At 36.9% G+C, this 14,399-nt stretch carries 11 protein-coding genes; 8 read left to right on the forward strand and 3 right to left on the reverse strand.

Features of this window, described 5'->3' with window-relative positions; all coding sequences use genetic code 11:
• Positions 1-41: 41 nt before the first annotated feature.
• Positions 42-4,460 (forward strand): DNA polymerase III subunit alpha, encoded by a 4,419-nt coding sequence (gene dnaE / locus H8B04_RS10305; RefSeq protein ID WP_165292125.1) that lies wholly within the window; start codon positions 42-44, stop codon positions 4,458-4,460.
• A 91-nt stretch (positions 4,461-4,551) separates the two neighbouring features.
• Positions 4,552-4,869, forward strand: a complete 318-nt coding sequence (gene trxA, locus H8B04_RS10310; protein WP_165292126.1) for a thioredoxin — start codon at positions 4,552-4,554, stop codon at positions 4,867-4,869.
• 60 nt (positions 4,870-4,929) lie between these two features.
• On the opposite strand, the gene bshB1 is transcribed toward trxA, so the two are convergent.
• The 3 genes from bshB1 to H8B04_RS10325 are packed head-to-tail and all read right to left on the reverse strand — an operon-like array spanning position 4,930 to position 6,775.
• A complete protein-coding gene (gene bshB1, locus H8B04_RS10315) occupies positions 4,930-5,649 on the reverse strand; it encodes a bacillithiol biosynthesis deacetylase BshB1 (RefSeq protein WP_165292568.1) in 720 nt (239 codons plus the stop codon).
• Between the two features lie 40 nt (positions 5,650-5,689).
• Complete coding sequence (locus H8B04_RS10320; protein ID WP_165292569.1) at positions 5,690-6,187, reverse strand: glutathione peroxidase; 498 nt, start codon at positions 6,185-6,187, stop codon at positions 5,690-5,692.
• 9 nt (positions 6,188-6,196) lie between these two features.
• Positions 6,197-6,775 carry a DUF4294 domain-containing protein gene (locus H8B04_RS10325; protein WP_223815366.1) on the reverse strand — a complete coding sequence of 193 codons (579 nt, stop codon included), beginning with the start codon at positions 6,773-6,775 and terminating at the stop codon, positions 6,197-6,199.
• A gap of 221 nt (positions 6,776-6,996) precedes the next feature.
• Here H8B04_RS10325 and H8B04_RS10330 point away from each other — a divergent pair, with 221 nt between their 5' ends.
• The 6 genes from H8B04_RS10330 (at position 6,997) to H8B04_RS10355 (ending at position 14,367) form a co-directional block, all read left to right on the forward strand.
• Positions 6,997-9,204, forward strand: a complete 2,208-nt coding sequence (locus H8B04_RS10330; RefSeq protein ID WP_190302298.1) for a RelA/SpoT family protein — start codon at positions 6,997-6,999, stop codon at positions 9,202-9,204.
• Between the two features lie 78 nt (positions 9,205-9,282).
• Positions 9,283-9,771 carry a Fur family transcriptional regulator gene (locus H8B04_RS10335; protein WP_165292572.1) on the forward strand — a complete coding sequence of 163 codons (489 nt, stop codon included), beginning with the start codon at positions 9,283-9,285 and terminating at the stop codon, positions 9,769-9,771.
• Between the two features lie 126 nt (positions 9,772-9,897).
• The gene (locus H8B04_RS10340) at positions 9,898-11,172 is read left to right on the forward strand and encodes an adenylosuccinate synthase (protein WP_165292573.1); all 1,275 of its coding nucleotides are present in this window, start codon (positions 9,898-9,900) and stop codon (positions 11,170-11,172) included.
• A 3-nt stretch (positions 11,173-11,175) separates the two neighbouring features.
• Positions 11,176-12,450 carry an anthranilate synthase component I family protein gene (locus H8B04_RS10345; protein WP_165292574.1) on the forward strand — a complete coding sequence of 425 codons (1,275 nt, stop codon included), beginning with the start codon at positions 11,176-11,178 and terminating at the stop codon, positions 12,448-12,450.
• A gap of 304 nt (positions 12,451-12,754) precedes the next feature.
• Positions 12,755-13,984 (forward strand): nucleoside recognition domain-containing protein, encoded by a 1,230-nt coding sequence (locus H8B04_RS10350; RefSeq protein WP_165290180.1) that lies wholly within the window; start codon positions 12,755-12,757, stop codon positions 13,982-13,984.
• Between the two features lie 17 nt (positions 13,985-14,001).
• On the forward strand, positions 14,002-14,367 hold the full coding sequence (locus tag H8B04_RS10355; protein ID WP_165290179.1) for a methylglyoxal synthase: 366 nt from the start codon (positions 14,002-14,004) through the stop codon (positions 14,365-14,367).
• Positions 14,368-14,399 lie beyond the last annotated feature (32 nt).

A 14,399-nucleotide genomic window follows, 5' to 3' on the forward strand; every position in this document is an offset into this window, starting at 1 on the left:
TTTGAGTAATTTTGTTTGACTAAGCGAGGAAGAGTAAGAGTATGTACATAATTTTTGACACCGAGACCACGGGGTTACCGAAACGTTGGGACGCGCCTATCACAGACACAGACAATTGGCCAAGATGTATTCAGATTGCATGGCAGCTACATGATGCTATGGGGAATCTGATCGAACATCAGGATTATTTGATCAAACCTGATGGCTTCAACATTCCATTTGACTCGGAAAAAGTACACGGTATTTCGACAGAATTAGCGACGGAACAAGGTGTACCTTTGCAAGATGTGTTGGTTAAGTTCAATGAAGCACTAGCCAAAGCGAAGTTTGTTGTAGGTCAGAATATTGGTTTCGATATTAACATTATGGGCTGTGAGTTATACCGTTACGGTGTAGACTCTCCTATGGCAAGTATGCCTGTATTGGATACCTGTACCGAAGTTACTGCCGATCTATTAAAATTGCCAGGAGGACGTGGTGGAAGATACAAACTACCTAACTTGACCGAACTTCACTCCTACTTATTTGGAGTTCCTTTTGCCGAAGCGCACAATGCAACAGCCGATGTGGAAGCAACCACACGCTGTTTCTTTGAGTTAGTACGTCGTGAAGTTTTTACTCCAGAAGAACTTCAAGTAGATACAGGTTACTTCGTTGATTTCAAACAACATAATCCGTCTGTAATTCCTACGGTTGGATTAAAACATATCAACTTAAAAGCAGCTTCGGATGCAATACGTAGCCGTGACCAATCTTATTCTGTTGTCGAAGTTGATTCCGAGAAATTAGAGGCACTTGAGCATGCTGCTTTTGCACATTTGCATAACCATTCACAGTTTTCCGTCTTACAATCTACCATTTCTATTGGTGATTTAGTTTCTGCTGCCGCAAAATATAATATGCCAGCAGTTGCCATGACCGATCATGGTAATATGATGGGTGCGTTTCACTTTGTGAGCAAAGTTTTAGGACATAACAAAGAGATTGAAGCGAAAAATAAAGAGGCTATTGAATCAGGAGAAGAACCAACAAGCCAAATCATTAAGCCTATTGTAGGTTGTGAATTTTACATATGTGACGATCGTAAAGATAAAACCCGCAAAGACAATGGCTATCAAGTTGTTTTCTTAGCAAAAAATAAAGCCGGTTATCACAATTTAGCCAAAATGGCTTCTATCGCTTATACAGAAGGTTTTTATTATGTACCTCGTATTGATAAATCTGTAGTAGAGCAATACAAGGAAAACTTAATTGTTCTGTCAGGTAACTTGCAAGGAGAGATCCCTAATAAGGTATTAAATATAGGTGAGAATCAAGCGGAAGAAGCGCTTCTGTGGTGGAAAGAACAGTTTGGCGATGATTTTTATATGGAAATCATGCGTCATGGTCAAGAAGACGAGAACCGTGTCAATGAAACCTTAATTTCTTTGGCTAATAAGCACAATGTTAAGCTTATTGCGACCAACAATACCTACTACGTCAACAAAGCGGATGCCCACGCGCACGATATTTTATTGTGTGTAAAAGATGGCGAAAAGCTATCAACCCCTGTTGGACGTGGTCGTGGCTTCCGTTTCGGAATGCCGAACCAAGAGTATTATTTCAAATCTGCCGAAGAGATGAAAAAGGCATTTGTGGATTTACCAGATGCTATTATCAATATTCAGGAGGTTTTAGATAAAATTGAGATTTATTCGCTAAACCGTGATGTCTTGCTTCCGAAATTCGAAATTCCAGAAGAATTTCAACACCCAGATGATGAATTGGACGGCGGAAAACGTGGCGAAAATGCTTTTTTACGTCACTTAACTTATGAAGGTGCGAAAAGAAGATACAAAGAGCTAACTGAAGAAGTTGTAGAACGACTTGATTTCGAATTAGCGACAATTGAACGTACTGGATACCCAGGTTATTTCTTAATTGTACAAGATTTTATTGCGGCAGCGCGAAATATGGGTGTATCCGTTGGTCCAGGTCGTGGTTCGGCAGCGGGTTCGGCAGTAGCCTATTGTTTGGGAATTACCAATTTGGATCCTATCATGTACGACCTCCTTTTTGAGCGTTTCTTGAATCCTGACCGTGTGTCCATGCCCGATATTGATATTGACTTTGATGATGAAGGTCGTGGTCGCGTAATGCAGTATGTAATTGATAAATATGGTGCTTCGCAAGTAGCCCAAATCATTACTTACGGTACGATGGCGGCAAAATCATCTATCAAGGATACAGGCCGTGTATTGGATTTACCTTTGGCAGATACCAACGAAATTGCGAAGCTAATTCCAAATTTGAAGTTGAGCAAAATCTTCAATATGGACGAAAAAGCATTGAAAGATGTGCTTCGTGCAGAAGAATTTGAAGCTGTCAATAAATTAAAATCCATTGCGGATGGTGCTGGTTTAGAAGCTGAGACAATAAAACAAGCAAGGGTGCTTGAAGGATCGATGCGTAATACAGGTATTCACGCCTGTGGAGTAATCATTACACCAGATGATATCACGAATTTTGTTCCTGTTTCCTTAGCAAAAGATTCCGACTTATATGTTACGCAGTTTGACAACTCGGTTGTAGAAAGTGCTGGTTTATTAAAAATGGACTTCTTGGGGTTAAAAACATTGACCCTGATAAAAGATACTGTAGCCAACGTTCGTTTAAGACATGGTATAGAATTAGATCCAGACAACTTCCCTATCGACGACGAACTGACTTACGAGCTTTTCCAACGTGGTGAAACCATCGGGGTATTCCAATACGAATCTCCGGGTATGCAGAAATACATGAAGGAACTGAAGCCCACAGTTTTCGCCGATTTGATTGCCATGAACGCCTTGTATCGGCCAGGCCCAATGGAATATATTCCTTCATTTATTAAGCGTAAACATGGAATTGAACCTATTACTTATGACTTGGATGCTTGTGAGGAGTACCTGAAAGAAACTTACGGTATTACCGTATACCAAGAGCAGGTAATGCTTTTATCCCAAAAATTGGCGGGATTCTCCAAAGGTGATGCCGACGTTTTGCGTAAGGCAATGGGTAAAAAGCAAAAGGCTGTCCTGGACAAAATGAAGCCTAAATTTGTCAACCAAGCAGCGGAAAAAGGCCACAATCCAAAAGTGTTAGAAAAGATTTGGACTGACTGGGAAGCTTTTGCGAGTTACGCTTTCAACAAATCCCACTCCACGTGTTATGCTTGGGTAGCATACCAAACGGCTTATTTAAAAGCACACTATCCAGCAGAATATATGGCGGCTGTTCTTTCCAACAACATGAACGATATCAAACAGGTAACGTTCTTTATGGAGGAATGTAAACGCATGGGATTAACGGTATTGGGACCTGATGTCAACGAATCGCACTATAAATTTACTGTAAATGAAAGCGGTGCGATCCGTTTCGGTATTGGAGCGGTCAAAGGTGTTGGAGCTGGAGCTGTGGACACCATCGTTCAAACACGCGAAGAAAGTCCTTATAAGTCTATCTTCGACTTTGCTAAACGTATCGACTTACGTGCTGCGAATAAAAAAGCATTTGAATCCTTAGCATATGCGGGTGGATTTGACGGTTTTACGGATACACATCGTGCGCAATACTTCTTTAAGGATGGTGACAATACAACAGGTATCGAGAAAGCGATTAAATTTGCCCAAAGATTTAAAGAGAACGAAAATTCAGCACAAGCCTCACTCTTCGGAGGTGGAGCTGCCACCGCTTTACCAGAACCCGTCTTAGCTCCTTGTCAACCTTGGGGATTAATTGAAAAATTGAAATACGAGAAAGATGTGATAGGAATTTACTTGACCTCTCACCCACTCGACAACTATAAATTTGAAATTGAACACTTCTGCCACAACAAAGTATCGGAGCTACAACTTATTAATAAAGTAAAAGCTTCAGAAGTAGAAGAAGAAGTGCTGTTGGAATTTAATAAAATCAAGAACAAAGAAATCATCATTGGCGGCATTATTGCCAATGTAGCGCATAGAGTCTCAAAAGCGGGTAAGCCCTTCGGTTCTTTCATTATTGAAGATTACTCAGATTCCTACGATATTGCAATTTTTGGTGAAGATTACGTCAAGTTCAAAAGCTACTTAGAAGATGGTTATTTTGTACAAATCCGTGGATTAGTGCAAGAAAGATTCCGACAAGTTGGTAATTGGGGTTTTGAACTGAAAAGCATTCAGTTGCTTTCAGAACTACGCGACAAATTCGCGAAGAATTTTACCATTCAAATCGCATTACATCAATTAAATGACGAAATGATTTACAAGATCCATGATTTGGTAGAGTCTACGGTGGTTGAAGGCGAAGTGGCCAATTGCTCATTAAAATTCATGGTTGTAGATGTCAAAGACAATATTGCGGTAGAAATGCCAGCAAAGTCTACGAAGATAAAAATCACGAATGAATTACTTGAAACTATTGAGAAAATGGAAGGTGTAAAGTATAAATTAAATTGATAGGGTATAGATATTATTACATTTGAATTACGATATATATTCCCTTCAAATAGCTATATTTGTTTTGAATAAATTTAAATAGAGTATTATTATGGCATTAGAAATTACAGATAGCAACTTCGAAGAGCTTGTATTAAAAGCAGATAAACCAGTGTTGATCGATTTTTGGGCAGAATGGTGTGGTCCATGTCGTATGGTTGGTCCTGTGGTTGACGAAATTGCTAACGAATACGAAGGTAAAGCTGTTGTTGGTAAAGTAAACGTAGACAACAACCCAGATATTTCAGTTCGTTTTGGTATCAGAAATATCCCTGCTTTATTATTCTTCAAAAACGGTGAAATTGTTGACAAACAAATTGGCGCAGTGCCTAAATCTGTTTTAACGGAAAAATTAGAAAAACAATTGTAATCAATATAGTTTGATACAAAAAATAAAGGGATTCAATATCGAATCCCTTTATTTTTGTCCTTATTTTAAAGCAAATATATCTGTTACGCCTAAAAGTTTTCTTGCTGTAAAACCTTCTGCATACGGAACCTGAATATTACGTCCCAATTCGCGTCCTCGTCCTCTAGTTGACTCCATAAAGTCAGGAGAAGAAATGTAGGTTTGAGGTCCATCCTCTTCACTAGCCGAATTAAATTGTGTTTTATAAGCTAAAATAGATTGCTCCTTAATATTCCAATATTCCGTTACATCCAACAAAATATCAGGTTGAATATATTTATCCTGGATTAATTGCAATTGTAATCTTGGACGAAAAGGCTCTTGGAGCATCCCTTCCAATTTTGTCTCTATACGTCTTAAGCCAGCTAAGAACAAAGCATCATTCACTAATTTACTCGCGCGACCATGATCTGGATGACGATCATCCAACGCGTTGGTAATGACAATTTCAGGCTGATATTTACGAATAGCTTGGATAATTACCAATTGAGATCCTTCATTATTTTGGAAAAAACCATCGCGTAATTCTAAATTCTCTCGAACAGCCACTCCCAAAATTCTGGCTGCATCTGCGGCTTCTTCTGCCCGCGTTATAGCCGTACCACGAGTACCTAACTCCCCACGTGTTAAATCAATAATTCCAACTTTTTTGCCTTCGGCAACATATTTCGCAATGGTACCTCCTGCTCCTAACTCCGCATCGTCAGGGTGAACAGTCATCACCAATAAGTCTAATTTCATAATCCTAAAATTTTCTCAAATATACGGATAATGAGGAATTTTACTTTTGCAATAAAGATTCGATTTGTCTAATTATTGTAGAAGATAAGGGACTGGTAAACGAATAGTAGAAGTCAACAACTTTACCATCCCTGTCTATAAGATACTTATGAAAATTCCAAAGAGGAACACTATTGACTACCCCATTCTCATCCTTGTCAGAAAGAAACTTGTATAGAGGATCTACAAATTCCCCTTTGATGTGAATACGTTTAAAAACTGGAAAAGTAATTCCTTCTTGAATACGACAATAAGTTTCCAGATTTAGTCCCGTGCGAGGTTCTTGATTCGCAAAATCATTGGATGGAAAAGCTAAAATTTCAAAACCCTGATCCTTATATTGTTGATATAACTTTTCTAAAGTTTTAAATTGTTTACGAAAGTAACAGCCACTAGCCGTATTAACAATCAAAAGCACCTTACCTTGAAAATCCGATAATGATTTATAATTACCAGAAAACTCTAGTGCTTTGAAATCATATATCGTTTTTGTACTCATAATGAATTCCTATTGAAAGGGTTTATTAATAGGTCGCAAAATTTCATATTCGCGAATAATGTTTTCTATTTCGTAATCCTCTTGCGGATCGTAAGTACTTTTTAGATTATGACCAAACATACGCGCCACACCTTGATAAACGAAAGCTGTAATATTGCCTTTCATATCTTTTACCAAATCGTAACTCGTATTTCCTGTTTGTCGTTCGATTAATTTGATCAAGATTTTACCTTGTGAAATAGATAAATCCTTAACCTCATTATTTATTTTTTCTTTAATCTCTCGCTCACAAGCTTTGATTAGCGCTTTTTCTTCTTTCTTCGAATTTGCTAATGCTAATTCTCTATCCAATTGCTCGTATCTCTTTTGCGCATAAATTGCATAAGGTAAGACACGCAAAACATTACGCTTTAAACGCAAATAGCGTTCTTTATCTACGATGGACTTCCATTTCCGCTCAGCATATACATATACTGTCTCGATAGGAAACCAAGGCAACACCTCTCCTGTTTCTAATTTCGTAGTTCCATAATAGGCTAAAGTCTCAGGATTTCCTGCACCATAATGCGGAACTGTTAATGGTGTCATAGCTTGCTGCCCTTTACAAACAGTTTGTAAAAGTAACATCAAAAATATTCCAAAACATATTTTTTGTAGACGAAACATTAACATTTTCAACTTTAACTCCAACAATGAAAGAATTAATCTTTATATTTATACATGAATAGGTGCCTATATTATCTGCTTATTCATTATTGGATAAAAATAACTTTTTTGACGGAGATTTCGAAATTTTTTAAGAGGTTCTTATGGAAGAATATGTGATTGATATTGAAGCGGAAAACAAAGAAATAAGAAAACGATATAGAGCATTACTACGGGCTTGTAAACCAACACTACAAAAGGGCGATAAACAAGAAATAAGAAAAGCTTTTGATTTAGCATTAGAAAGTCACAAAGAGATGCGTAGAAAGTCGGGGGAACCGTATATCTACCATCCTATTGCTGTGGCGCAAATAGCAGCTGAGGAGATTGGGCTGGGTACAACTTCTATTGTCTGTGCTTTACTCCATGATGTCGTGGAGGATACTTCCATTACCCTAGAGGAAATTGAAGCGAGATTTGGTAAAAAAGTAGCCCGAATCATAGATGGACTGACTAAAATTTCGGGGGTATTCGACCCTAATAGTTCTATTCAAGCGGAAAATTTCCGCAAAATGTTATTGACACTTGCTGATGATGTTCGTGTCATCTTAATCAAGTTAGCTGACCGTTTGCATAATATGCGTACCATGGAATTCATGGCGCGACACAAACAGTTAAAAATAGCTTCTGAAACAAGTTACCTTTATGCTCCTTTAGCACATCGCCTTGGTTTGTATGCGATAAAATCTGAATTAGAAGATTTATCGATGAAATATACCGACCCAGATACCTATAAATTTATTGCTAAGAAGCTTAATGAAAAGAAAGCAGAACGCGAAAAATTTATTGCGGACTTTATTTCTCCTGTGAAAGAAATTTTGTTAGATCAAGATATTAAAGCGGATGTTTTTGGTAGACCAAAATCTATACACTCCATTTGGAATAAAATGCGTAAGAAATCTATTCCATTTGAAGAAGTGTATGATTTATTTGCTATCCGTGTCATTATCGATACCGAATACGAAAAAGAAAAAACAGAATGTTGGAAGGTTTATTCCATTATAACGGATCTTTATCGTCCTAATCCAGATCGCTTGCGTGACTGGGTGTCCACGCCAAAAGGTAACGGTTATGAGTCTTTGCACACCACGGTAATGGGGCCTCGCGGTCAATGGGTGGAAGTACAAATTCGTACCAGACGTATGAATGAAATCGCGGAAAAAGGTTTTGCTGCACACTGGAAATACAAAGAATCATCCTCGGATAATGGTCTTGACCAATGGATCCAAAAAGTAAGAGATGTATTAAGCAACCCAGAGCAGAATGCTTTGGATTTCTTGGATGATTTCAAGATGAACCTTTTCTCAGATGAGATTTTCATCTTTACTCCAAAAGGTACTTTAATACAATTGCCCAATGGCGCGACTGCTTTAGACTTTGCTTTCGAAATCCATAGTGATATTGGCGCGACTTGTATTGGTGCCAAAGTGAACCATAAATTGGTTCCATTAAGTCATCCTTTGCAAAATGGAGATCAGGTCGAAATTATAACTTCCAGTAAGCAGACACCGAAAGAAGATTGGTTGAGTTTTGTTGTTACAGCCAAAGCTAAATCCAAAATAAAATCATCGCTTAAAGAAGAAAAAAGACGTGTTGCAGAAGATGGGAAAGAGATTTTAGAACGTAAAATGAAATCACTTAAACTCACTTACAACACGGATAACATCAATAAAATAGCAAATTTCTTTAAATATCCGAGTTCTCAAGAACTATTCTATAACGTTGCAAAAGGTGTTATTGATATCAAAAACCTGAGAGATTATGTTGCAAGTGAGAAATCACACGAATTAGCCCAAAATCAATTCAACTCTCACATCTCGGGATTAGTTGAGAAAATTGATAAGAAAAATGCCGATACAATTCTCATTGGAGATGATTTCCAGAAATTAGATTATACACTTGCAGCTTGCTGTAATCCTATTCCAGGAGATGATATTTTTGGTTTCTTAACCGTCAATGAAGGTATAAAAATACACCGGACTTCCTGTCCTAATGCCTCCAAGTTAATGGCTAACTATGGTTACCGTATTTTGAAAGCAAAATGGGCTTCTTCGCAAATTGATCATTCGTTTATTACGGGTATTCGAATTATAGGTATTGATGATGTAGGCTTAGTTAATAAACTCACAAATGTAATTTCGCAAGAATTTAATGTAAACATTCGCTCTTTGAGTATTTCGAGTAATGAAGGAATTTTCGAGGGTAATATTATGGTAAACATTCATAATATTGACCAATTAGAAAGTTTAATAAACCGCTTGAAATTAGTGGCGGGTATTACGAGTGTGACACGTTATGAATCTGAGAATTAATCATATCCTTCTCACAATTCGTAATCATTGAAAAAATAGAATATTATTTGGTAAATTTGCTTAGGAGCAGAAAACAATATGAATCAGGCAGAAAATTACGAGACTGTAAAAAAAATATTTGAGGCTTATTTAGAAAATAAAAATCTAAGAAAGACTCCTGAGCGTTATGCGATTCTTGAAGAGATATACTCACGTACGGACCACTTTGACGTAGAGTCTTTGTACATCCACATGAAAAACAAAAAGTACCGTGTGAGCCGTGCTACAGTATATAACACTCTTGAATTATTAGTTTCTTGTGACTTAGTGACTAAACACCAATTCGGAAGAAATATGGCTCAATTTGAGAAATCATATGGTTATAAACAACATGATCACGTGATTTGTATTGAGTGCAACAAAGTAGTAGAATTTTGTGATCCACGGGTTTACCAAATACAAAGCATGATTGGGGATTTATTGAAATTCGACATCAAGCACCATTCCTTAAATTTATATGGAATTTGCTCTACTTGTCAAGCTATGAAGGGTACGGAACGAAAAGAAGAGGTAGAACAAGTAATTTAAATTTAATTCTCTATACTTTATTAATAATAGTAAATTTGTTCGGAAAATGGACTGACCTATTTTCCGAACATTATTTTTTAATCGAATTTGTACAAAATTTCAATCATAATCTCAAAATAATACGCTATGCAAGTTGATGTGCTATTGGGCTTACAATGGGGCGACGAAGGTAAAGGTAAGATCGTGGATGTATTGTGTCCACAATATGATTTGATCGCTCGTTTCCAAGGGGGTCCTAATGCCGGACACACGTTAGAGTTTGACAACAAAAAATTTGTTTTAAACACTATTCCTTCAGGTATTTTTAATAAAACTACTTTAAATTTAATTGGTAATGGTGTTGTTATCGACCCTATCATTCTTAAAAGAGAATTAGACAATCTTAGAGCGGCTGGCTTTGATCCTGTAGGCGATGGAAAATTGGTGTTAGCACGTAAAGCGCACTTGATTCTTCCTACTCACCAATTATTAGATGCAGCTTCTGAATCTAAAATGGGTGCTGGTAAAATCGGTTCTACATTAAAAGGTATCGGTCCTACTTATATGGACAAAACAGGTCGTAACGGTCTACGTGTCGGTGATACTACATTATCTGACTTCCAAGAACGTTATGAGAAATTGAAAAACAAACACTTAGAAATTCTTTCTCACTACGGCGAAATCCCTGATTTCACAGAGCGTGAAGAAGCTTTCTTAGCGGCTATCGAATTCATCAAATCTATACCTCACGTAGATTCAGAGCATTTGGTAAATTCTTATTTAAAAGAAGGTAAAAAAGTATTGGCTGAAGGAGCTCAAGGTACTTTATTAGACGTTGACTTCGGTTCATATCCTTTCGTTACTTCTTCCAATACAACGACAGCAGGTGCTTGTACTGGTTTGGGTATCGCTCCTAACAAAATTGGCGAAGTATTAGGAATCTTCAAAGCATACTGTACTCGTGTAGGAGGTGGTCCTTTCCCTACAGAATTGGATAACGAAACTGGCGAAAAATTACGTCAATTAGGTCACGAATTCGGTGCGACTACAGGACGTGCTCGTCGTACGGGATGGATTGATATTCCTGCGTTGAAATATGCGATCATGTTGAATGGTGTTACTGAATTAGTGATGATGAAAGCTGACGTATTGGATACGTTTGAAAAAATCTACGCTTGTACACACTATAAATACAATGGTGAGGTTATCGACTACATGCCATATGACATCAACGCGATCAAACCTGAACCTATTCTAGAAGAAATCGAAGGATGGAATCAAGATTTGACTGGTATCCGTAGCAAAGACGAAATCCCTGCGGCATTGGCAAACTATATTGCTTACTTGGAGAAGGCATTAGAAGTGCCAATCAAATATTTGTCAGTAGGTCCAGATCGTACACAAACTATCGTATTGAAATAAGACATGGCAAAAGCCATTTTTGAAGTAAATATTCTGGAATTTGAGGCTAAAGCGTTAGCTTGGGCACAACAATTTGAACAAGTATGTTTTCTTCAATCAAATGGTTATCATGATGAATTTTCATCCATCGAAGCTATCCTAGCTGTAGATGCACAATATATTTTTGAAAGTACTTCAACTGAAACTTTCAAAACATTAGAAAATTTTAAAACCAAGCATCCTAATCAATGGATGTTTGGTTTTTTTGGTTACGATCTCAAGAATGAAATAGAAGGATTAGTAACCTCTTTTTCCAATCCTCTTGCCTTTCCAGATTGCTATTTTTTCATTCCAAAGACTTTAATTAAGTTCTTAAAATCATCTATTGAAATAGAAGCTCCAAATCCAGAAGAAATCTTTGAGGCGATAAAGAATTGTGATGTTAAAGCTTCAATTCATAACTCTTCAAAAATCAAAATTCAACATCGATTAGGAAAAGAAGGATATTTTAAGGCCTTTGAACACTTGATTTCACATATCCAACGCGGTGATATTTACGAAGTTAATTTATGTCAGGAGTTTTATGCAGAGCATGCTAAAATCGATCCGCTTGAAGTTTACCAAAAATTGAATGGAATATCTCCTACTCCATTTTCGACTTTCTTCAAGATTAATGACAAATATATTTTGTCGGCTTCACCTGAACGCTTTTTAGCAAAACGTGGAGAAACCTTAATTTCTCAACCCATAAAAGGTACTGCGCCTCGAGGTAAAAATGAAATAGAAGATCAAGAGAATATCTTCCAGCTACGAAACAATCCAAAAGAAATTGCGGAAAACGTAATGATTGTTGATTTGGTTCGCAATGATATGACCCGTTCCGCTAAACCAGGAACTGTAGCAGCTGAACGCAAATTGGAAGTGCATACTTTCAAACAAGTGCATCAACTTATCTCTACTATCACTTGTACTAAAAGTGAAAATATTAGTGATGTTGAAGCTATCAGAAATATCTTTCCTCCAGGTTCGATGACGGGGGCCCCAAAGATTTCAGCAATGAAATTGTGTGATCGTTATGAAAACTCGAGACGTGGCGTTTATTCGGGAACTGTTGGTTATTTTGCGCCATCAGGAGATTTTGATTTTAATGTCATTATCCGAACTATTCTATACAATCAAACTCAACAATATTTATCCTTTCATACTGGCGGTGCTTTGACTATTGATGCTAATGCAGAAAAAGAATACAATGAATGTCTATTGAAAGCTTCAGCTATTCTGCAGACACTAAATTCTTGATATATTTTTCCTGGATTACTTTCGATATTCTTAATTCGAGAAAGCAAAAATTAATATGTAAGATTTCTCCTTACGTCGAAATGACGTTATAAAAAAGTTGCTAATTGCAGAAGTCAAGAAATGTTGAAGTTGTTCTTTAAATTGATATCATCGTCATTTTGAATGAAGTAATACAGAATGAGAAATCTAATGATAGATTTCTTCCATTCGGTCGAAGAGATAGAAAATTTATACAGCACAAAAAATCCTTCTTCATTGTGATAATCGGTCAGAACTCTTACATTTACGATGAAATAAATTAAATATGGCTCTTAATTACGTTTGGGTATTTTTCTTCCTTATTACCTTTGTGGTAGCACTTGTAAAGTTAATCGGTGGCGATACCGAAGTTTTTCAAAATATCGTAAAATCCTTATTTGATAGTGCAGCAAACGGAGCTACAATTTCCCTGGGACTGATTGGTATGATGACCTTCGCTTTGGGTATTATGAAAATCGGTGAAAAAGGTGGAATGATCAATGTTTTTGCTAGATTAGTTGGCCCATTCTTTAATAAATTATTTCCTGAAATTCCAAAAAACCACCCCGCTTTGGGTTCTATTTTAATGAACTTCTCTGCAAATGCTTTGGGTTTGGACAATGCTGCTACTCCGCTTGGATTGAAAGCAATGAAAGAATTACAAGAACTTAATCCTAAAAAAGACACCGCAAGCAACGCGCAAATTATGTTTATTGTGCTGAATGCATCGAGTCTGACGTTGCTCCCAATATCTATTATGGCTTACCGTCAGGAAGCTGGAGCAGCACAGCCTTCAGATGTATTTTTGCCTATACTTATAGCTACATTTTTTTCCACTTTATCGGCATTAATTTTAGTATCTATTTACCAAAAGATCAACCTATTCAATAAAACCATCTTATTGTATTTAGGAACTTTATCTGCTGCAATTGGTGGATTATTATATTATTTCTCTACTTTACAACAGGCAGAAATCGAAGTAATTTCCAAAGTTGTAGGAAACGTAACTTTATTTTCCATTTTTATATCCTTTATAGCTTTAGCCTTTTATAAAAAGATTAATGTCTATGATGCTTTTATTGAAGGTGCAAAAGAAGGATTTTCAGTTGCCGTAAATATAATACCTTATTTAGTAGCCATTTTAGTCGCCATCGCTGTATTTAGAGCTTCAGGCACCATGGACTATTTAGTGCAAGGTATCTCATATTTAATAGCAAGTGTAGGCTTAGATACTTCATTCGTAGAAGCTTTGCCTGTTGCATTTATGAAGCCTTTGAGTGGCTCAGGGGCACGCGGATTAATGGTTGATTTGATGAATGCCAATGGTGCTGATGATTTTGCTTCGCGTGTAGCCTGTGTAATTCAAGGATCTACGGAAACTACATTCTATGTATTAGCTGTTTATTTTGGATCTGTAGCTATCAAAAACACGAGACATGCTTTGCCTTGCGCATTGATTTCTGAATTTGTTGGTGTAGTAGCAGCCATCATCGTGGCTTATGTATTTTTTGGATAACCTAGAACATTTATATTATGAAAACTATAGCATTAATTGCACATGACGGTAAAAAAGCTGAAATGGTCGCTTTTGTGAAAGATCATATTGAGTTTTTAAAAAAAGCACATATTGTAGCAACAGGAACTACTGGTGGCTTTGTACAACAAACAGGTTTGGATGTTGAACTAAAGCTTAGCGGTCCTAAAGGAGGTGATGCACAGATCGCTGCAATGGCTGCTGAAGGAAAAATTGCTGGTATTATTTTCTTCCGTGATCCTCTAGGCAAACATCCACATGAACCTGATATTCAAATGTTAATGCGTATTTCAGATTTATATAATGTACCTTTAGCAACAAATCCTGCTACTGGTTCATTAATTATCGCAGGGCTTCTAGATTAATTATATCGCAATTCTTGTACTATTATTTAGTA

Source organism: Sphingobacterium litopenaei, assembly GCF_014692495.1.
In the GTDB taxonomy this organism is placed as follows: domain Bacteria; phylum Bacteroidota; class Bacteroidia; order Sphingobacteriales; family Sphingobacteriaceae; genus Sphingobacterium; species Sphingobacterium litopenaei.